This is a genomic window from Acidovorax sp. KPB24-03 (assembly GCF_057546605.1).
Genome location: NZ_BAAJYR010000004.1, coordinates 1 through 18,805 on the forward strand (window position 1 = coordinate 1; position 18,805 = coordinate 18,805).

The window sequence follows — 18,805 nt, forward strand, 5'->3', positions numbered from 1 at the left end:
GCGTTCTTGCCCAGCAGCGCCTTCGGGTCGATGCTTTTGCTGTCGCTCAGCAAATCCAGGTCAAGACAGAACAGTTGGCTGATGGCTTCCTTGCCCTGCAACTGCCGGAACTGCAATTGCTCTCCCAGGGGCGTTTGGATCGTGACGCGGCGGGTCATTGGTATGCGGACCCGCAATGGGGCCTGGTGGCGTTGAAACGGCGGCGATCATATCCCGTCAGATGGAATATCGAGCCATTTCTCCCTTGCACCAGACCTGTCTAAATGCGTCCAAACGTAACTATTTCGCCAGTTTGATATGAATTGTCACAATTGACCGGATCGCGGTGGCCGATCTGGCGCGCAAGGGTGCGCGCCTTGTCCCGTTGCTCTGCACGGATGCAGTCCGCCAGTTCAGTCCAGGGCATTGAACGCCAAGGGCTCGATCCCGCGCGCCCGGTCGATCTTCTCAGCCACTTTGAAGGCGGCCTCCAGTTCGCTGATACCGAACTCCTGCATCAGTTGGAAGCGTTCGGCTTTTTCCTCCGGCTCGGTCATCGCCAATGCGAGGTACAGGCTGGGCGGCACGGCACGGAACAGCAGTTCCATCGATTTGGACAGGATCACGCCCTCGGTGAACTTGCCCGCCTCCTTGCGCGCCGACAGCATCAGGGCCTTCTGGGAGGCGTTCAACTCCCGAAACCGTGCGATCTTCTCCACCTCGTCGGGCGGCATGGACAGGCAGATCCACCACTCGATCATGTTGAGCATTGGTTCCGCCGCCTTGGGCAAATCGTCCAGGTTTTGCGTCGCCAGCCAGTACCAGGCGCCGAGCTTGCGCCACATCTTGGTGATCTTCACCACATAGGGTGCCAGCAGCGGGTTCTTTGTGATGGCGTGCCCCTCGTCGGTCACGTTGATGATCGGCCGACCCAGGAACTGGTCGCGCTCGGCAATGTTGTTCACCGTGTTGATGAGCGAGATGTAGGCGATCGACAGCTGAGCGTTGTAGCCTTCGCGGGCGAAGGTGGCGAGGTCCACGATGGTGATGTCGGCCTCGGGCCACGGCGTGCCTGGCCGGTCGAACATTTCGCCATCGACCCCCTGGCAGAACATGTCCATGGCATCGGCCATTTCCAGCAATCGCGAGCGTCGGCTTTCCGGCAAGGTGCTGTCACGGCTGCGCTCTCGCAGCGCATCGCGCACGTCTCGCGTCAGTACGGTGCGCCGCTCACTGGTACAGCGCTGCGCCGCATCCAGAATGCATTGGCGGATCAGGCTGCGGTCGGCGCGCGTCATGCGGGCCTCCTCCTTGTCTTCGCCCCCCGTGATCATCAGGCGGGCAGTGATCTCCAGTTCGCCCAGGACGTCACGTTGTTCGTCGTGATCGGCGGCGTGGTCTGGCTCTTCCCTGTCCTCGTCCAGTGCATCGGCGTCCAGGGTCTGCACCTGGCTGGGCGTATCGACCAGGCGCCAGGCATCGGCAAACGGAGCCAGGCTCACGCCCGAGCCCGGAGACAGCTTGACGCGATGCACCGTCAACCCGAGCCGCTTGGAAAAGTCGCCGAACAGGCCGAAGCTGTTGCCCGCTTCCACGATGAACAGCCGTGGCCGGTAGATCGCGGTGACCTGGTTGAGGATGTTGTTCAGCGTGGCGCTCTTGCCCGAGCCGGTCGGCCCGAACAGGAACAGGTGGGCGTTCATCTGCCGATCCAGGCGATTCAACGGATCGAACGTCACGGTCCCGCCGCCACGATTGAAGAAGGTGATGCCGGGGTGGCCCGTCCCCTGGCTGCGGCCCCACACGGGTGCCAGGTTCGCCGCGTGCTGTGCGAACATCAGCTGCGTGTACCACTGGCGCTGATCCTTGGCCGGGTCATAGACGCACGGCAGCCAGCGCAGATAGCTGTTGAGCGGGGCCACCTCGTCCTCTTCGCGCACCGGCTGCAGGCCCGCGTTGAGCAACACGTTGCCCAGGTGCACGCCGCGCGCGTCGAGTTCGGCCACATCGCGTCCTCGCAGGTAAAACGCCATGGAGGCGCGGTAGAGCTTGTGCGAGCTGCCGATCAGGCCGCGCGCCTGCCGCACGTCCTTGAGCGTCTGCTCCGACGCCAGCGTCTCGCCGACCGCCTTGCGGGCGATCTGGTTGAGATGGGATTCCAGAATGTCCTGCGGCGTCACGACCAGCGTCAGGCACATCACGGTGTCCTCAGGCATCTGGTCCATCAGCGCGTTGATGGCATCGCCGCCCTTGCGGGTCTCCCCGGTGACGTGGCCCGTGGCAGGCGGCAGGCGAAGCCGGTCCAGCACGATGGTCCGGTGCGGCATTGCGTCGAAATACCAAAGACCGTTGTCGGCATCCGATCGCGGCTGGCCGAAGAAGAGGCGTTGCGCGAAATCCGTGCCGCTCGCCATCTCGATCTCACCGGGATCGGTGGATTCGGGATAGGCCGCCAAGCGGTAAAAGCGCTCGCGGTCCTCGGCGCTCGGCCCCAGCAGGGGCGGGCAAGGGTTGAACCAGCGCAGCAGCCATGCATGGATGTCCGCAGCGGCCAGGCGGCGCGATTGCACGCCGGCATTGGACAGGCCACCGACCAATCGCTCGCAGATCACGTTCAGCGCCTGCTCCGGTGACTGACCCCTGCGGGCCGCGGTCTGGTGAACACGCCGATAGGCGACGAGACGCACGCGGCGGGTCTGCCCGCGCCAGGGCAGGCGCGTGACCGTGTGGTCCTCGAACAAGCCCCCCGGCTTGGCCACCGCCCGCAGATGATGGGCCAGGAACCGCAGGTAGAACGCGCTGAACGCGGTTCCCTGCGCACGCGGCTGCACGTAGTTCTCCAAGGTCTGCAGGTAGTGGTTCCAGTCCGCCTCGTCCTGCACGTAGAACTGCACCACCCACGGCGATTCGTCGAGTTCATCGAAACTGTCCTGAAGCGCGTTTTCCACGGCATCGCGCGCCTGCATCAGCCAGTCGGCCTCGCGGCCTTCCGTGCCGATCGGCTGCAGCTCGAAGAACGCGGCCACCGAGGTGCCATCCTCCAGCAGCATGCATCGGGAGTCGGGCAGGTACTCGGCCCAGGGCAGCATGTCGGCAAACGATGGGGTCACGTCGTAGAGCGCCTGCTCGTCGGCGACCGTCGCAGGGCGCGTTGCCCGGCCGCGTGGCTTGCCCGGCTCGGCGATGCCTTGCGCCGCCAACGCAGCGACGTGGCGCTCCCAGGCATAGGGCGGCGGCGCGTCCGCGCCAGCGTCGGGTGTGGCGTTGCGGTGGCGCTGGAAGGGCCACCGCATCAGTAGTCCTCGGTCCGTTCTCCGGGCATCGCGTACTGCACCCGCTGGTACAGCGGGAACACGGTGGTGTAGCCCGGAATCGGCACGGGATCGGTGCCCGCCAGATGGGGGAACACGTACATCGCCAGGTCGGGATTGGGCAGGCGGTGGAACTGCCGATCGATCTCGTTGCGTGCCGTGCGGGTGTAACTCGCCTGGCTCGCGGGCGCTGCCTTCACGTCCGCTTCGGTGAGCGGGCGGCGCAGCGACTGCCGGGCGTCGAGCAACGGCCCGGCCTGTCGGCCTGCGCCCGCGCTGCCGCCGGTTTCCGCGTTCCAGACGTCGAGCATGGTCTGGTCGTCGTGGGGAAGGAGTTTTTCCTTGCTGGTCGAGCAGCCCGCCAGCGCGAGGGCGGCGAACAGCGCCGCCATGCCGTTAATCCAGGTCCTGCGCATGCAAGGCTCCTCCGAGGCGATGATCGACCTTGCGGCCCTTCGGGTCGTAGTCGATGGTGAGGGGTTGTTCGAGGTGCACGGCCACCTTCGCGCCGGGCCGGACATAGACGGCGGCGAAGGCCTGGCCATAGAGCTTGTTCACCCACTGCGACATGTCCTGCACGCCGCCGGCGAGGATGCGGCCCATCGCCTCGTTGCCGGAGATGCCGACCGTGCCCAGCGAGCCGTTGTTGTTGGCGACGACCGCGACACTGCCATTGTCGGATTTGATCAAGGAGGCGACACCGGCGCCCGCTGCGGTGATGAGCGATTGCGTCCCCAGATACTGCTGTGCATTGCTGCGCCGTTCGCCGCTGACGCAGGGGATGCCGTAGGGATCGCTGATCCAGCCCAGGCCTTCCCGCGTCCCACCGCTGTCGGTATCGCCATTGTCTTCACCCGTGCCGCTCTGCTGCCCATTGCCGGACCCGCGCCCGCGATCCTGCGGCACGGTGCGGATGGTGCCATCGGCGAAGACGAAGGTGACCGAGCGGATCTGGCCGCGCACGCATGAAAGGGTCCAATCGCCGGAGGCCGTGCCGCTCACCACGGCCCCTGCGACGTCGGGAATGTCGATGCCGTTGGCCGTCAGGTTGTCCGGCCCGATCAGCACCTTGAACGGATAGGGGTCGTTGACGGTGCCATCCACCGGCACACGCCCGATCAACGCGGTCATCGCGATGGAGCCCATCAGGGTGGCGTTGGTCGGCACGGTATAGACCGGCTTGGCGGCGGAGACTTCTGGCGCCTGTCCGCTAACGTCCGTGGTGTGATCGGCGGACGCCCCGTTGGCCTTGTCCATCCCGAACCGGGTGGGGAAACTGAAATTTTGATCGGACACACCGCTCTTTTTGTCGCGGCGCGCATCGTCGGGTTCGATCCAGCGCATGCCTTGCGCGCCGGGCGCGCCCTTGGCATCCGGCTCCAGTCCGAGACCCACTGGAAGGTCGGCATCGCCGCTTTTTCCGGCCAGCCCCTCGATCTGGCGCTGCACCTCCTGCAGCAGGCCTTGCGCCTGCTGGCGCTCGCCCGCGACCTGATCGCGGTCGGTGCGCAACTGGTTGCGCTCGGCGTCCAGCGCGCTCTGGATGCGCCGGTCGATCGCGCCTTCGCGCTGGCGCAGCCGCTCGTTCTCGGCCTGCTGGGTCTTGTTGTCCGCCAGGGCACCCTGCAGTTCGGTCCGCAACTGCTTGACCTGGCCGACCAGGGTCGCCACGGTGTCGCGCGGCGTGTCGGCATCGATGCCCAGGGTCTTGGCCTCCTCGGCGGTCAGCCGGGTGCCGGGCGGGCGGGGCGACGACGCGCTGCCGCCGGAGAACAGCTGGATGCCCGCGAACACCAGCACCAGCGCCAGCGGGACCATCAACCACTTGAGCAGGCCATTACTTTTCATGGGAGGCTCCCTGCGGGCGCTGGGCCGGTTTCGGAAGGTTGGCGGCGGCATCGATCCGGCCGATGGCGGGCAGCAGCGATTGCGCGAGGCCATGCCCCTTCGTCACCAGATAGACGACCGAGGTGTCGTCCGGCTGGCCGGCGGGCCCCAATGTCCCGTGCTGAAAGGTGGCCGTCACGAAGTCGCCCACCAAGTCCCGCGGGTCCAGGCTGAACGTGCCCGGGGAGCCATTGCTCAGTTGCACCGCCGTGACCCACAGGTCATCGAGCCGCCAGGCCGCCAGGGCCCGCGCCCGCACCGGGACGGTCGGCAAGAGGGTCTCCAGCGCCAGGTGGCGCGGGAGGTTCACGCGCGTGATACCGCTCAAGGGCTCGACGGTGCGCAAGGGGGCATAGAGGTTCTGCGCGGCGTACCGGGTCAGAACGACGGGGATCGGCGTCTCGCGCGGCGTGCGGGGCGATGATCCCGGCCCTTCGGCGGCATCCTCGATGGTTGCCGCAGGTTTTGCATCGCCGTAGCGCACGGCGGCGGCATCGGCCTCGACGATGCGGACCGGCTCCAAGGCCGGCTGGCCAACCCCGGCCGTTTCGGCGGCGACATCCAGCAGTATGAGTGCGCCGGTATCGGCGTCCTGCAATTGCAGCCGGGTGGGCTCGATCGGTTCGCTGGCACGCAGATAGATCGCGCCGCCCGCGCTTTGCACCCGCAACCGTCCTTCCAGCGATGCCGGCACGCCTACGCGGATGTTGCGGTCGATGAAGACGACACGCTCCTGATCGACATGCAGCGGCACCGCCAGGGGAAGCCGCTCCCAGCGCATGATTTCCAGCGCTTGTGCCGGGGCGGCCAGATAGGCCGCGGTCAGCAGCAGGCCGATGGACCAACGGTTGTGTCTCATGGTGTCTCTCCCAAGGCGCCACCGAGCACCCCCGAGGGCCGGCCAGGGGCGGGCGCAGGTTCGGGCGTGGCGATGCGTTGTGGCGGTGTGCTGTAGCAATCCAGCGCCAGCCCGAACGGGTTGCGTTCGGGATCGATGTCCGAGCGCGCGACCTTGAGCGGGTAGCGCACCAGCGCGCGCTTGACCTGTTCCGCTCCGAAATACTCGTCGGCCGTCACATCCAGCGTGACGAGCCAGTCCCGTTCGGACATGGTTTTGACGCGCAGCGCGGGATCGCTGCCATAGCCGCGCCCCGGAATCTCGTAGATGCCGCGCACGCGCTGGCGCAACTCGCCCGCCGCGCGGCGCAGTTCGTAGTCGTGCAAAAGGAAGTCCTGGCAGGCCGGCGTGAGGTAGGGCGACAGCGCACGGATATTGCGCGCATAGTCCTCGTCGCCATTGGTCGGCCAGCGCTGGAGCTGCTGCCAGATGTAGAACGTGAACGCGTACACGCTCTCCGGTGGAACCTCCCACCATTTGCGGGTGCTGCCCGACCGGAGGTCCGGTGGCACATGGATGGTCAGGTTGCGCGGCGAGCTCCACCAGCCCGCGCCCATCACCAAGGCGATGAGCAGCAGCGCGCCAGCGCCCAGGCGCAGGGTCTGGATGTGTGCGCGCAACTGCGTGATTTCGTTCTTGAACCGGCTCACGTCGTGGTCCTCCGGGTGCACCACCAGCCCGAGCGGATCACCAGGCCATCTCCCCCGAACAGCCAGGCCAGCGCCGGCTGGTGGCGTGCGATCCACCACTGCATCTGCCGGTACAGCCAGGTATCGGGCCGACCGCGCTTGTGACGACGCAGGACACCGCCGCCGACGAACACGCCGACCGCGATGCCCAGCACGATGGCGGTGGGCACGACGGCGATCGAGGCGGCGAGGAGGGCCAGCGGCACCCCCATCGCAAACCCCGCCGCGCCCGACAGTCCGGCGCAGACCCATAGCTCGTCCGCCGTGAGGCCCCGGACCACCACGGGATGGCGGTTGAGCCGGTGCGGAAGGAATGCGACCGTGCCATCGGGCCGGACATCGTGCTCGGCCATGCCCATGCCCTCACAGAATCCCGGTGGCCTTGGTGAGCAGCCAGATACCGACGACCAAAAGCACCGCACCGACCGCCACGCTCAATCCGAACTGGCCCCAGGTCTTGCGGCCGTTGTGGATCTCGGCGTAGGTGCCGTAGGCGTGGTAGCAGACACCGATGAACATGGAGGCGACGACGAGCAGCGCCACCAGCATCACGATGTCGTAGGCGTAGTTGCGCAGCGTTTCCATGATGCCGCTGCCCGCGCCGCGGGTGGGGTCCTCCAGCGTGGCAACCCCTGGGCCTGCGCGAGTGAGGACAGCAGCAACGCGGGAATACTGGCCCGCGCCGAAAGGCGCACGGGCCAGCGGAGGAAGGAACGATGGGAGGGGACCGGATGCATGGTGTCCTGCCTTTGCGTCAAGAGAGAAGGAAGAAAGTCAGCACGAGGTACATCGCGACGAAACGCATCGCGACACCGAGGAACTGACGCTGGGAAATTCGTTGCTCCGACCAGCCGACATAGGCCGTGCGCAATGCCCACACGCCCCACAGCAGCAGGATGGCGAACACGGCCCCGACCAGCAGGCCGAGGGATGCGGAGGCATCGAAGCCCCCATTGGCCTGGAATGCGGACAGTTGCTGGGCCGTCATCGCTCGCGCTCCTGCCCGGCGTCCTGGCGGTAGTCGCCGGAGAGAGCAGCCGGGTCGCGCGGCTGGGCGCGCTGCGGGCTGAGGTAATCGCGGATGCCGGCGCGCACGCGCCGCAGATCGGCATTCAGGCGCGGGTAGTCGAAGTGGTATCGGGCAGGAACGCCGGGCGCGGCGGTGGCGGATTGACCGACGAGGCGATCGATCAGGTCCAACTGGCGAACGATGGCGGCGAGGCGCTCGCGCTCGATCTCCGCGTCATCGGCTGCAGCGGCCTGATGTCCCGTGAACAGCAAGCAGGCGAACAGGGCCGCAGCGAAAGCGGGTCGCCATGCCAGCGTCGATCTGTGGGTTCGATCCATCGTGCCATCCCGTCTGATGCGAATGGCTGGATGCTGCGGACTGGCGCGTGAAAAGTCCGCGATCTATCGGGAATGTGCCGTCACCACTTTCTTGTGCGACGACAGACATACGTTTCTGTCGATACCTGGGCGATACCGCCTGTTCCCCCCCGCAAGCGGTCGGGCTTCGCAAATCCTGATGTGAATTCGCCTGCCTTCGATCAAGATTTCCACAGCTTGGAATATCGTTTGTTTCCCAACACAGTCAGTCCACTTGCCTTCGTGTATTGCGTATTCGCAGCGGACTGACGGCCATCAAACGAACCAAAGGAACCTATTTCTCGCGACATCCCACCCCGTCTCGGCAAGGACTCGACAAACTCAGGAGCAATCTCGGATTGCATTCCGGCGTCATCGAGGTAATCGCCCAAAAAAAAAGACGCAAGCCAATCGGGCCTTCCTTGCGTCTTCCGTACCGCAGATCGGTTAGCAATGCCGCGTAGAAACCGCAGCGCTCATGGCCCGTATCGCAGAGCAAACCGCCAAGGCGGATTTCGTCATCCCCTTCCTGCGGGAAAAGAACCGGCGCTTTAATTTTCAGATTGTCATTGAAACGGAGAATTCTCATTGCCAAAAATCAACACGCCCGCCTTACACCCATCTTTTTCATCGAGCATCACATCTCTTGGCGACAAAAAATCTGACCTACCAGAAAGAAAGGAAATTTCACACCACACCCTTCGAGCAAGAACCGGCCCATCCACCTATGAGCATCAAGGCACTGTCGGAAATTTAACATCGCAAGCTCTAAGAAAAATAACACAGGTTCAAGAAAAGAAAATCCAAGTCCAGCAAATTGCCAAATTATGGGAGCACGCAAGGAAAGCGAAAATACAGGGCAATGACATTCACAAATATATCGAACAATCAGCATTCGCTCCGCGGCAAGATGGGAATATCGCGCAAAGATTTGCAGAGGGTCATCCAGCGCTGATACGTACGCTCAGATTTTATAAAGATAACGAAGCGACTAAAGAGTTTGGAGCCTCTGGCAAAACACCAGCAAAACGTGAAGTGGACACACTGACAAACCGGATCACTGGCCGCGATATAGTCATGACCCCTGCTTCGGCAATCGTATCTGGGGCAAAGGCCAACACGATTTCTCTGATGAAAAAGCCTGATCGGCCAAAGTGGAAAGGGCTTCCGTCCATTGTCTCCATGCCCGAAAACAGAACCCCTCCCTCCCTATTCGGACAGATTTCAAAGAGACCGGGATTTGGTGATGTGCATTCTTTCAAGTCTAACGAAGGTTTCGATGCCGAATATGCGCGAAAAAGCGCTTCGATGAGTCATTCCCAGAAGTTAGAAATGCTGGAGCGAAAAGTCAAAAAATACATTAAAACGGACCCACACCGTCAGAATTCTGATTTTTCGCACTCCATTGAAGAATTGGTGCAAAACATGCAGATTTTTCAGTCAAAGCAACCTGAATCTATTTTAAGACACAATGAATATTGCGCCAAATTAGAGGTTTGGGATGCCCGGGCACTGGAAGTCGGAAATTCTCCAAGCGTGGCAATCGCCACCTTGTTGGAGTTCAATTTAGAAATGGCAGCCCTTGCGAGAGATTTGGAACAAGAAGGGCCAGAAGGGAAAAATCTAATCGATTTCCTGAAGCGTCAAGTGTCATGGACCGAATCCGGGCAGGTGCAAGACTTGGCATCTAGCCTAGAAAGCCTGAAGCTGATCTCCAAGGAAATGCGAGAGGCGGTGTTGGCCGATATTACTTCAAATCTCCGCAAAGGGATATCGCTTTGTACTTATGAATTCCAGGAGGAGGGAAGTGCCATACGTGCCTTGAGTTTGCGAGATTTCAAAGCCAGCGAAATATTAACTGGCTTGGAACTTTTTCTTTCATCTAAAATGCAACATCTACCTACGAGAAGTCATTTTCTTTCAAGGCTTTAATTCTCCAAGCCTTTATCATGAAACCTCCAATACCATTGCTCAGCAGTAATTCGACCTTGCTGAGTAACTTTAGCAAATCTCGATCGAATGAGCAGTCGAGTGATCCGCAATCACCCCAATCCCGCGTGCTGCACAGCTCGCATATCGATGTTGTAGGTCGTTCCAGTTCAAGCAGCACTATGGCACCCAGAATACCAATGCCAGAGGTGAAAATGGGTGTTGCCATAGCTTCGCCTAGCCCCGTTAATGACACGTTCAGCAGCGCCACGATAAACAGATCGCCTTATGTCGTGACTGAACAAACGCCATCTGCCATTCGTCAGTTTCTCTCTCGGTCATTGTCGAACAACCGATATTACTCCATTTCCCACTTGCATCGCAGGGCAGAGGTCTATCTCGCGAACATCGGAGCGGAGAAGGCATTGATTGATACCGCTAGCCTCGCCCTGAAAGACCCCGCAACTCCTGCTGCTCAGCAGTCGGCATGGCTTTGTCATTTGGAACGCGGGCTTTGGGAGTCGGAAGAAGCGCTGGAGAGCAGAGATCGTCAGCGGCTCGGGGACGAAGCCCAAGGTCACATCGCTCCCTCCGACGACTCCCCTTACAAGCGTCCTAAAGCGTGGACGCCCTCGCCTGCGTCCAGTGCGGCATTCGCAATGATGCTCAAGGGTGAATCCGGCCCATTCACATGGGCACAAGCTCAAACAGGATTTGAAACGGCACAGGAGGGCCAACTGTTAGCGGGCCGTTTGAAACTTCAAGACCGCGTAACTTTCCGTGCTGAAAATCGCCACGATGCCACTCGCTCTGGGACTCATCCCACGAAAACATTGAATGGAGCCGATCTATCGCATGACACCGGCACGCACTTGAGAGACGCGCTTGGGGTGCCTGTCATGACCGGGACCTCGGGCTCATCGTCAGATGTGGCCATTGCCATGCGATATGGCGCGCAGAAAGCCGAAAGCTCCTGGGCAGCCCCTGGCTTATCTCAGGAAGAGGCAAAGAAAGCCCTGATCGATTTAGCCCTTCATTTCTTTCGCACCGAAGGCTCGAACCCGCCTGCGGTGCTGGCCAAGGGAATGAATGGGGTGCGAGCCCAACTCGGGTTGCCGGACAAGCAGGTAGACGCTGCCGAGGTTTTCGCCCACAGTTACCCTGAAATCCATGCCGCAGTATCGCTGACAGTTGACGGCATCGACCCGCGCGACCCGGTTGCCGTCGAGCAAGCGCTGAGGGAATACACGCTGCAGGCCAAACGACGGCTGGACGGAGTAAAACTCGTGAGCGGTCTGTCGAGCAAGCTCTGAGGGAATACACACGACAGGCCAAACGACAACTTGATGCGGCAAAACTTGCGAACGATCGGTCTTGACGATGCAGTTCGCCGATCAAAATCTTGAGCCTTGACCGACTTTTATCGCTGGCCCGTGTAAAGAAATTTCTCGCATTGGGTAGATGTAAAAAACTCGTCGATGTAGAGCAGACCACTATCTGCCAACTCGGCAGAGAATAGAAGAGGCGATGGTTTTTCGTCCAAGCCTGGGATGGTCGGTTTCTTCAAAGAAGCGCTGAATGGTCCCATTAACTGATACCGTTGATATGGATTGCCAATGCCAAGTTTCTCAATTGATTTAGCCGCAGAACGTATCGTCGAAAAACGATCTCAGAACAATTTCGAGGAAGTTGTCCGATGCTTTGCCACAGGCTGCTATCGCAGCAGCATCGTGATGCTTTGGACCGTAGTCGTCTGCGATCTTGTCTATAAATTGCAAAACTTGCGTGACATGCATGGTGATGTGCAAGCGGACAAGCTGCTGAAGGACGTTGAAAAAAAAGCAGCTTGATAATCCGTCCAATCCGGAGTGGGAGCTCTATCTCCTGAATGAGGTCGTTTCGCGCACCAAGTTGCTGGAAGCGGCCGAGCATATTCAGTTGCAAGGACTACAGAAACTCCGCCACCTATCGGCGCATCCTGTTCTTACTGGAAGCGACCTTTTGTTTCAGCCGAGCAAGGAGACAGCGCGTGCCAACATTCGCACCGCGCTGGAAGCAGTGCTTCTCAAACCGCCGTTGTTTTCTAAGAAAATAGTACCCGCTTTGGTGGCGGATATTGCCACCAACAAGGCGCTTCTGATTTCAACCGGCAAGCTCAAGTCCTATTTGGAGGCCCGTTACTTCCCGAACATGCCCGGGGCAGTGGAGCTGGAATTGTTTCGGTCACTCTGGAAATTCTGCTTCAAACTCAGAAATATTGAGACTGATACACACCGTGATATCAACGTTGTGGCGCTGGGTGTAATTTACGAGCGTAATCCCACCATGTTCCGCGCGGCGATGGACGGCGATCGGATTTATTTCAGCAATGTTGGACCAGATCCAGAACTGCTCGAAGCGTTGATCCATTTCCTGGCGGAGCATCAGTCGCTCTATGGATCACTTAATTCTGCAGCCCATATTCTCCTGCAAGGGCAGGCTGCGGGAGACATCAACCTCAGAATCAAGTCTTGGTTTCAGCACCCGAGCTTCGCTGCGCATCTTGCCGCATTGCATTCAGAAACCGCCGATGCATTCGATGATGCCAGCGAAAAAAAGCTGGGCACTGCTTCTGGATGAATCGGCAAACGAAGGTGTGCTGCAAACTGCATGCGAAATAGCGATAAAAAACTATGGCGCTTGCGTCAATTATGATGATGCGGACAAACGGTTTGGGCGCTTCATCGCGCCAATTCTTGGCAAGGTTGATGCAGCCAGGATGACAGCGCTTTTGAAAGAAATCGACAAAAATTCGCAGATATATGATCGGCGTCGCGCCAAAATTGATCACAGGGAAGTGGTGGCTGCTGCGTCGAATTTGTCCGTTGATACGAGTCCTTATAAGAACTTCTTGGCGAACGTTTGATTGGCGTGTCGTAAGCCGCCACCGAAAAAATCGATGTCGTTACGCCGCCAGCAGGTTCTATAGATATTTCTTGAAGCTGCCCACCGCGATGTTTACCGCCAACCCCAACAGCATCGCGCTGGGCAGCAGGATCAGCAGCGGGCTGACGCTCACGGGCAAGGCCAGATAGACCACCCAAGGCCATACGGCGAGCGGCATCACAGCAGCCTTCGCCCGGTGATAGACGAAACCGGACTCCCGCCCTGCACCGAAGCGCCGGATATCCCGGCGCACCAATCCATCTACCACCCCGACGAAGGCCGCCATCAGAAAGAGCGGCAGGCTGAGCACCAGGACGAGCAGTCGGACGATGAACACCAGCAGCATGAAACCGCTGGCAATCAAATAGCGCTCCGTCCAGACATACACCTGGCTGATGTAGAAGCGGAAATCCCGATGGTTGCCACGGCTGGGCGCGCTGGCCTGCGCCGACGCATCGCGCATCCAGTCCACCAAACCGCTTCGCACGAAGGTCCACTCGTACCCTTGCTCGACCAGCCATCGGCCCGTGCGCCCCGGTTCCTCTACCAGCGCGCTGCGCGTGAAATGCCCCGACAACTGGGCCAGTTCGTCGTTCAGCATGTTCGATGCGTGCCGCCAGCCTTCTTCCGGCCAGAACAGGTGCATGCCCACGCATTCGATGGCGATGCACAGCAACAGCGAGCCGCAGAGGACCCCGACGAAGCGAAACGGCAGCGTGATGACCTGGGCGACCAACCCTTGCTGCTGGTCCTGCTGGCGCCGGGCGGTCGCGGCCGGATCGCTCATGGTGCCGCCACGCTCTCTTGTGCCTCGTCCGCGGCCATGTGGCGAAAGCCGTCCAGCAGATCGGCGGGCAGGGGGGTGTCCTGCAATCCTGCAAATCCCTGGTGTTCCCACCAGTCGCCGGCCTCCACGTAGTGCTGGCGCATGTATCCGGCCAGTTGCTGGAGGTCATTGGGCATCGCTTCGTCGGGATCAGGCTCTGGCAACGGCATCCGGATCTTCCAGAGATTGCCCCCTTCCAGCAACGCAAAAGCCTGGCCCTTGGGGAGACCAACCACATGCGCCGGCTCGATCAGCGGCACGCTGGAGGTGGTGATACGGTCCTGCGTGTTGCTGGTGAACGCCGTCTTGCCATGGATGTCTGAGCTGTCCGTGGCACCGCTCATGACGGACGTGGCGTAAACCTCCACCTTGGGCAACTGCTTCGTGAGCAGTTCGGCGGTGGCCGTCTCGCGCACCCGCAGCATGAACAGGTTGTTGAAGTTGCCCACCACCTGGCCGGCCTTGGCACGGTTGCCGATGCGTGCCTCGATGTCGGAGAGCGTCTGCGTGTAGGCGGTGACCTGGATGCCCGCACCACCACCCTTGTTGACCATCGGGATGAACTCGTCGCCCATGAGTTCGTTGAACTCGTCCGCATGCACGTTGATCGGAATCTTCGCGTTCGCGGATGCACCGGGCAGTCCATCGTCCACGCCGAACTTGTACAGATGCCCTGCGACCGACACCAGGTCGGAGAACATCGAATTGCCGACGGCGGCGGCGACCTCCGCATCGGACAGTGCGTCCAGGCCCACATAGACCACCGCGCGCTTTCGGATGATCTGCATCCAGTCGAAGATCGGCCGCGGGTCCGCCAGGTCCGAATAGTTCGGGGCCAGCAACTGCGCGATCTTGCCGGTGGTGAGTTTTTCCAGCAGCGGCAGCAGGCTTGCCACGATCTTGTCGAAATACGTGCGGTCGTAGCGCACGGCGCTGCGCAGGCCGTCGAGTACCGGGTCGTAGGTCCGCACCTGGGACAGGTACTGCTCCAGCGCTACGACACGTTTTTCCCGACCGATCATGTTGCGGGGAATGTTCTTTTCGTTCAACTTCGCTTCGAGCTGGACGATGATTTCCCAGGCCTTCGGCTCGTTCCGGGCGAAGTAGTGCTGGGCATACTCGATGAACAGCGCATCGATGTTCACGACATGCCGCTGGATCAGCAGGTAGTCGGGGCGCTGGCCCAGTTCCACCAGCGCACGCGCGATGATGTTGACGAACCGCCAGGCGAATTCGCGGAAGGCAGCGCTGTTGCCCTCGCCGGACAACTGCCCGGCGATGCGGGTGGCGACCTCCGAGATCCGCCCGAAGCGGCCCACGGCGTTGTAGCGTGCGCTGATGTCGGGCCAGCCGAGATGGAACACATAGAACTCGCCCTCGCGGCCTGCGCGTTTCGCCTCGACGTACATGCGCTTGAGCAGATCGGCATCGCCCTTGGGATCGAAGACGATGACGACCTCGAAATCTCCGTGGGCATTGCGCCGGCGAATGTCCTGCGTGATGAACAGTTCGGCCAGGCGCGTCTTGCCGACCCGCGTGGTGCCCAGCACCAGCGAATGGCCGACCCGTTCACCCAGGGGCAGGGTCACGTCGGTTTCCTGCGGCTCGATCCCGTGCAAGCGCGGCATGCCGCCCACGGGCGGCAACGGGCGCGCGGGATTGAGCGGGTGATCCCATGCGGTCAGGCGTCCGATGGCCGACAGCGGAAACGGCGCGAATTCCAGGCGCGCCTCCGCACGCCGGCCCAAGCGGTACAGGGCCGTGGGCTCGACGTAGCGGCGAAACTCCGGCCGGTAGGTCTGCATCAGGCGGTGGGTGTGCCGCTGGTCCCAGCGAAACCCCCGGCCGATGAAGAGCCGCTGCGAACTCACCGGAACCGCACGGCTGGTCATGACGTAGCGGGGAAGGCGGCGGATGTTGCGGCGGTAGCGCAGGATCGCCAGAGCGTCGCGCAGGCGGATCGCCCCGAAGGCGAGAAAGGCCATCGCGGAACCAGCGCCCAGCCGCGGGCTCAGCGCCAGCGCCCAGGGGGCCATCGCGCACAGCAGCGCGGCTCCCGCGCAGACCGCGACGGTGTAGAGCTCCACGGCGGGCCGGAGCAGGACTTCCACCGCATGGGGCTGGGCCATGGCGACGGACTCACTGCTCGATGCCGGTCGCGGTGATCAGCACGGGATAGTGGCGCAGGCCGAGACGCCCGGCAAGATCGTCCCCGGACACTGGGGAAAGCGTCAGACCTTGGGCCTCCCGACGCAAAGCGGCCAGGGCCCACGCCGATTCGACGTTGACCACCAGACCCGTCGCATTCATCTCGCGCAGGGTTGCGCCGCGTTCGGCCAGCCAGGCCCGCGAGCGGTCGTCGTCGCCGATCACGAACATCGGCATGAGCCCTGGCGCCTGGATCACACGGCGTGGCTCGGTGCCCGGCGACAGGCGCTGCGAACGCACCGGCAGCATGTCCGCTTCGGAAAACAGCCGGGCCGGTGCGGCGGGCACGGCCGCGCTGGATGGTGATGGCGAAGCCTGCTGTTTGGGCGGCGGGCTCAATGCTTCGTAGTAGGGCAGTGCCGAAGCGCCGCCATGGTCCTCCACCACGGTCAACGGGGACTGGGCCAGAACCGGCCACGCACTGCAACATAGCAGGCAGGCCAATCCTGACCGGGCGGTGTATGAGTGTTTCATCGGAGGCTCCTTGTCGCATTCATGGGTCGCTGCGCTCGCAAAGCGCCAGATCGGATTGGCAACCGCCCCCGCCCTGGTCATCGAAGAACATGTCGTACTGCCGACCGCCACGGCTGGTACGGCTCCACTGCACCACGGTGCGGATGCCGGCGTAGGTGCCCGGCCGCTCCACGTCCATGGGGTCTTTCACGGCGGGAAAAAACGTCGCGGCCCGGCGCTTGTTCGCTGCGGCCACGATGGCCTCCCATCGCTCGATGCGGTCGATGTGAGCTGGAAACCGCTCGGCAATGGATCGAAGCTCGCCCTTGCGGCAGTTGACGCAGGGCATGCAGCCCACACGACCCATGCCGTGGGCGTAGAGCGGGTTGGGCTCCAGCCCGTGTCGGCGGTGCAGCGCCCATACGTCATCGACCGACCAACGGAAAATCGGGCGCCACACCATGCATCCGGTCTCATGGCGGTTCCAGCGCGGTTGCTGGGCCCGGTGGGCGCTCTCCTGTGCGCGGATGCCCAGCCACTGCAGGACCGGGCCGTTGCGCAGCATGGGAAACACCACCTGCACAGTGATGGGCTGCGCTTTCAGCTCGAAGGTGCAGAACTGCGCCATCCGGCTCGGAAACCGTCCTTTGGAGATGCAAAGGTCGAGAAACGGGATGCCGGTGGGCTCATGCAATGCCGCGGCTTCCCGGACGATGTGATCGGCCACGCCCATGCGGGGCCATTCCCGCAGCACGAACGCGCGGTGCCGTGCCATTTGCGCCGTGAAGTCGGCGCGCACGATCTCGATTTCCGGGCCACCCGTGCGCGCGGCGAGTTGCTGGATGAAGGCGTAGGTCCACTCGTGCTCGTTGCCCGTGTCGGCGAACACGGCGCGAAACGCGCGGCCCGATTCGAGCGCCAGCAGGTAGGTGGCAGTGCTGTCCTTGCCACCCGAAACGTTGACCAGATGCTGGATGCGGGAGCCGTGGCGGCGGATCATTGGGGCGTCCTTTCCTGCCATCGCGCGCCGTGGTGCCAGCCCGCCAGGGCCGCTTGGGCTTGGGAGGGACCCAGGACGCGCGCCAGGTGCTGGCCGACGCTTCGGCGGTAGCGGGCGGCTGGCGCACCACCGGCCGGGCGGTGATAGCGGCCCATCGCCATCAGCCAGTCCTCGCCGGGGTCGTATTGCTCGCGCAGGATCTCGGCGGCGATCGCCAGATTGCGGTAGGGGTCGAGCAGATCGCAGGGCCGGTCGTAACGGTGCTTCTGGTAGCCGAGGTTGATCTGCCCCAGGCCCGCGTCCACGCGCGTGGACGGAACCTCACGCAGCGCCCTTTGAAGACCGGCGCAGGCGTCGCCGCGATTGTCGAACCGCCGGGCGTCGCCCGCCACGTTCAGGGTCCAGGGCCAGGGCACCACCCGTCCGCCGCGTTGCCACCCGCTTTCCTGCAGCGCGACCGCGTACAGGACCGCGGAGGGAATGTCGGCGCGCCGGGCGGCGATCTGGTAGGCGGGAGGCGGCATCTCCTGCGCCTGCGCCGCAGCGCTGGCAGCCCCCCAACTGGCGAGCAGGATTGCCATGGCAGCGAGCCGGTTCATTGGCGCTGCCATTGGCCGTCCACCTGCCGCACGACGGCGGGCAGATCGCCCGGCAGTCCCAGCGACAGCCAGCGGCCCGTATCGTGGTTGAGGGTGATCGTGCCGGAGCGGACCTTGCCCGGATCGATGCGGGCCTGGCGGGCCCATTCGCGGATGCGGCCATCCTCGGCCCGGCTTCCGACCATGTAGAGGTCGAAGGGCGTCCCGGCCGATTGCAGTTGCTGCACCAGGGGCAAGCAGGGCGCGCAATCGCCCTTGACGAAAACCGCCAGGCGGGCCGCAGCGCCTGATGTGCCGGGATGGGGGTTGGCACCGGGCAGGCTGACCCGCTGCGCCCCGGGATGCCGGCGCTGCCAGGCGGCATCGTAGGCGCGCTGATAGACCAGCATCTTTTCCACGCGGCGTGCTTCCGCCTCGACCTGCAACTCGGCATAGCGGCGGCGCTCTTCTTCCGAGCGGGCCTCGATGCCGAGCGCCGACAGGGGGTCCAGGTGCGGAGAGTAGGTGCCCAGCGGGCCTTGCATCACCTCCCGAAAACGCGCCCAGTCCTCCACGCCAAGACCCCAGGTGCGGGCCTGCTGCTCCTCGCTGAGCGCGGTGGTGGCAGGTTGCTCCCGGTTGGGCACCACGGGAGAGGACCGCAGGCGGGCATCTTGCGAAAACACCGGCAGCACGCTGCCTGCCGACAGCCCGAGGGCCAACGCGATGCGGGTGGTCCAGTGTTTCATTGCATCCT

At 62.6% G+C, this 18,805-nt stretch carries 20 protein-coding genes and 1 pseudogene; 5 read left to right on the plus strand and 16 right to left on the minus strand.

Annotation, left to right across the window (positions count from 1 at the left end; genetic code table 11):
* Positions 1-392: 392 nt before the first annotated feature.
* The 9 genes and pseudogenes from AC27KI_RS01385 to AC27KI_RS01425 form a co-directional block, all read right to left on the minus strand.
* The gene (locus tag AC27KI_RS01385; protein ID WP_487087760.1) at positions 393-3,272 is read right to left on the minus strand and encodes a conjugative transfer ATPase; all 2,880 of its coding nucleotides are present in this window, start codon (positions 3,270-3,272) and stop codon (positions 393-395) included.
* Positions 3,272-3,706: a TIGR03751 family conjugal transfer lipoprotein gene (locus AC27KI_RS01390; protein WP_487087758.1), complete on the minus strand. Its 435-nt coding sequence runs from the start codon at positions 3,704-3,706 to the stop codon at positions 3,272-3,274. Before AC27KI_RS01390 ends, AC27KI_RS01385 begins: the two co-directional genes overlap by 1 nt.
* Positions 3,687-5,138, minus strand: a complete 1,452-nt coding sequence (locus AC27KI_RS01395; RefSeq protein ID WP_487087756.1) for a TIGR03752 family integrating conjugative element protein — start codon at positions 5,136-5,138, stop codon at positions 3,687-3,689. The genes AC27KI_RS01390 and AC27KI_RS01395 overlap by 20 nt, the downstream gene beginning before the upstream one ends.
* Positions 5,128-6,036, minus strand: coding sequence for a TIGR03749 family integrating conjugative element protein (locus AC27KI_RS01400; protein ID WP_487087754.1), 909 nt, complete (start codon positions 6,034-6,036; stop codon positions 5,128-5,130). The genes AC27KI_RS01395 and AC27KI_RS01400 overlap by 11 nt, the downstream gene beginning before the upstream one ends.
* Complete coding sequence (locus AC27KI_RS01405) at positions 6,033-6,725, minus strand: PFL_4703 family integrating conjugative element protein (RefSeq protein WP_487087752.1); 693 nt, start codon at positions 6,723-6,725, stop codon at positions 6,033-6,035. Before AC27KI_RS01405 ends, AC27KI_RS01400 begins: the two co-directional genes overlap by 4 nt.
* Positions 6,722-7,117, minus strand: coding sequence for a TIGR03750 family conjugal transfer protein (locus AC27KI_RS01410; protein WP_487087750.1), 396 nt, complete (start codon positions 7,115-7,117; stop codon positions 6,722-6,724). Before AC27KI_RS01410 ends, AC27KI_RS01405 begins: the two co-directional genes overlap by 4 nt.
* A gap of 10 nt (positions 7,118-7,127) precedes the next feature.
* Positions 7,128-7,501 (minus strand): annotated as a pseudogene (locus tag AC27KI_RS01415) (TIGR03745 family integrating conjugative element membrane protein).
* A gap of 17 nt (positions 7,502-7,518) precedes the next feature.
* Entirely contained in the window at positions 7,519-7,752 is a 234-nt protein-coding gene (locus AC27KI_RS01420; RefSeq protein ID WP_272548406.1) for a TIGR03758 family integrating conjugative element protein, read from the minus strand.
* Positions 7,749-8,111, minus strand: a complete 363-nt coding sequence (locus AC27KI_RS01425) for an integrative conjugative element protein, RAQPRD family (RefSeq protein WP_487087746.1) — start codon at positions 8,109-8,111, stop codon at positions 7,749-7,751. Before AC27KI_RS01425 ends, AC27KI_RS01420 begins: the two co-directional genes overlap by 4 nt.
* A gap of 606 nt (positions 8,112-8,717) precedes the next feature.
* Between AC27KI_RS01425 and avrBs1 the strand changes: the two genes are divergently transcribed.
* On the plus strand, positions 8,718-10,061 hold the full coding sequence (gene avrBs1, locus AC27KI_RS01430; RefSeq protein ID WP_487087744.1) for an AvrBs1/Avra family type III secretion system effector: 1,344 nt from the start codon (positions 8,718-8,720) through the stop codon (positions 10,059-10,061).
* Here the strand turns inward: avrBs1 and AC27KI_RS01435 are convergent.
* Positions 10,030-10,329: a hypothetical protein gene (locus tag AC27KI_RS01435; protein ID WP_487087742.1), complete on the minus strand. Its 300-nt coding sequence runs from the start codon at positions 10,327-10,329 to the stop codon at positions 10,030-10,032. The genes avrBs1 and AC27KI_RS01435 overlap by 32 nt on opposite strands.
* Before the next feature lie 22 nt (positions 10,330-10,351).
* Here AC27KI_RS01435 and AC27KI_RS01440 point away from each other — a divergent pair, with 22 nt between their 5' ends.
* The 4 genes from AC27KI_RS01440 to AC27KI_RS01455 all read left to right on the plus strand — a co-directional run bounded on the left by AC27KI_RS01440 (position 10,352) and on the right by AC27KI_RS01455 (position 12,963).
* Entirely contained in the window at positions 10,352-11,371 is a 1,020-nt protein-coding gene (locus AC27KI_RS01440; RefSeq protein WP_487087740.1) for a secretion protein EspV, read from the plus strand.
* Between the two features lie 303 nt (positions 11,372-11,674).
* Complete coding sequence (locus AC27KI_RS01445) at positions 11,675-11,908, plus strand: hypothetical protein (RefSeq protein ID WP_487087738.1); 234 nt, start codon at positions 11,675-11,677, stop codon at positions 11,906-11,908.
* Positions 11,889-12,677 carry a hypothetical protein gene (locus tag AC27KI_RS01450; protein WP_487087736.1) on the plus strand — a complete coding sequence of 263 codons (789 nt, stop codon included), beginning with the start codon at positions 11,889-11,891 and terminating at the stop codon, positions 12,675-12,677. The genes AC27KI_RS01445 and AC27KI_RS01450 overlap by 20 nt, the downstream gene beginning before the upstream one ends.
* Complete coding sequence (locus tag AC27KI_RS01455) at positions 12,628-12,963, plus strand: hypothetical protein (protein WP_487112252.1); 336 nt, start codon at positions 12,628-12,630, stop codon at positions 12,961-12,963. Before AC27KI_RS01450 ends, AC27KI_RS01455 begins: the two co-directional genes overlap by 50 nt.
* Before the next feature lie 57 nt (positions 12,964-13,020).
* Here AC27KI_RS01455 and AC27KI_RS01460 read toward each other — a convergent pair whose 3' ends face one another.
* From AC27KI_RS01460 to AC27KI_RS01485, 6 genes are read right to left on the minus strand one after another with little or no spacing between them, the layout of a single operon-like run.
* Complete coding sequence (locus tag AC27KI_RS01460) at positions 13,021-13,770, minus strand: TIGR03747 family integrating conjugative element membrane protein (RefSeq protein WP_487087732.1); 750 nt, start codon at positions 13,768-13,770, stop codon at positions 13,021-13,023.
* Positions 13,767-15,938 carry a type IV conjugative transfer system coupling protein TraD gene (traD, locus tag AC27KI_RS01465; protein ID WP_487087730.1) on the minus strand — a complete coding sequence of 724 codons (2,172 nt, stop codon included), beginning with the start codon at positions 15,936-15,938 and terminating at the stop codon, positions 13,767-13,769. The genes AC27KI_RS01460 and traD overlap by 4 nt, the downstream gene beginning before the upstream one ends.
* Positions 15,939-15,948: 10 nt before the next feature.
* Positions 15,949-16,491 carry an integrating conjugative element protein gene (locus tag AC27KI_RS01470; RefSeq protein WP_487087728.1) on the minus strand — a complete coding sequence of 181 codons (543 nt, stop codon included), beginning with the start codon at positions 16,489-16,491 and terminating at the stop codon, positions 15,949-15,951.
* A 19-nt stretch (positions 16,492-16,510) separates the two neighbouring features.
* Entirely contained in the window at positions 16,511-17,470 is a 960-nt protein-coding gene (locus tag AC27KI_RS01475; RefSeq protein ID WP_487087726.1) for a phosphoadenosine phosphosulfate reductase domain-containing protein, read from the minus strand.
* Positions 17,467-18,081, minus strand: coding sequence for a transglycosylase SLT domain-containing protein (locus AC27KI_RS01480; protein WP_487087724.1), 615 nt, complete (start codon positions 18,079-18,081; stop codon positions 17,467-17,469). The genes AC27KI_RS01475 and AC27KI_RS01480 overlap by 4 nt, the downstream gene beginning before the upstream one ends.
* Positions 18,066-18,797 carry a TIGR03759 family integrating conjugative element protein gene (locus AC27KI_RS01485; protein WP_487087722.1) on the minus strand — a complete coding sequence of 244 codons (732 nt, stop codon included), beginning with the start codon at positions 18,795-18,797 and terminating at the stop codon, positions 18,066-18,068. The genes AC27KI_RS01480 and AC27KI_RS01485 overlap by 16 nt, the downstream gene beginning before the upstream one ends.
* Between the last annotated feature and the right edge of the window lie 8 nt (positions 18,798-18,805).

Excerpts from the sequence above, each read along its gene's own strand:
- AC27KI_RS01385 (WP_487087760.1), bottom strand. The coding sequence starts at position 3,272 with ATGCGGTGGCCCTTCCAGCGCCACCGCAACGCCACACCCGACGCTGGC.
- AC27KI_RS01390 (WP_487087758.1), bottom strand. The coding sequence starts at position 3,706 with ATGCGCAGGACCTGGATTAACGGCATGGCGGCGCTGTTCGCCGCCCTC.
- AC27KI_RS01395 (WP_487087756.1), bottom strand. The coding sequence starts at position 5,138 with ATGAAAAGTAATGGCCTGCTCAAGTGGTTGATGGTCCCGCTGGCGCTG.
- AC27KI_RS01400 (WP_487087754.1), bottom strand. The coding sequence starts at position 6,036 with ATGAGACACAACCGTTGGTCCATCGGCCTGCTGCTGACCGCGGCCTAT.
- AC27KI_RS01410 (WP_487087750.1), bottom strand. The coding sequence starts at position 7,117 with ATGGCCGAGCACGATGTCCGGCCCGATGGCACGGTCGCATTCCTTCCG.
- AC27KI_RS01420 (WP_272548406.1), bottom strand. The coding sequence starts at position 7,752 with ATGACGGCCCAGCAACTGTCCGCATTCCAGGCCAATGGGGGCTTCGAT.
- AC27KI_RS01425 (WP_487087746.1), bottom strand. The coding sequence starts at position 8,111 with ATGGATCGAACCCACAGATCGACGCTGGCATGGCGACCCGCTTTCGCT.
- AC27KI_RS01445 (WP_487087738.1), top strand. The coding sequence starts at position 11,675 with ATGCCAAGTTTCTCAATTGATTTAGCCGCAGAACGTATCGTCGAAAAA.
- AC27KI_RS01455 (WP_487112252.1), top strand. The coding sequence starts at position 12,628 with ATGCATTCGATGATGCCAGCGAAAAAAAGCTGGGCACTGCTTCTGGAT.
- AC27KI_RS01460 (WP_487087732.1), bottom strand. The coding sequence starts at position 13,770 with ATGAGCGATCCGGCCGCGACCGCCCGGCGCCAGCAGGACCAGCAGCAA.
- traD (WP_487087730.1), bottom strand. The coding sequence starts at position 15,938 with ATGGCCCAGCCCCATGCGGTGGAAGTCCTGCTCCGGCCCGCCGTGGAG.
- AC27KI_RS01470 (WP_487087728.1), bottom strand. The coding sequence starts at position 16,491 with ATGAAACACTCATACACCGCCCGGTCAGGATTGGCCTGCCTGCTATGT.
- AC27KI_RS01475 (WP_487087726.1), bottom strand. The coding sequence starts at position 17,470 with ATGATCCGCCGCCACGGCTCCCGCATCCAGCATCTGGTCAACGTTTCG.
- AC27KI_RS01480 (WP_487087724.1), bottom strand. The coding sequence starts at position 18,081 with ATGGCAGCGCCAATGAACCGGCTCGCTGCCATGGCAATCCTGCTCGCC.
- AC27KI_RS01485 (WP_487087722.1), bottom strand. The coding sequence starts at position 18,797 with ATGAAACACTGGACCACCCGCATCGCGTTGGCCCTCGGGCTGTCGGCA.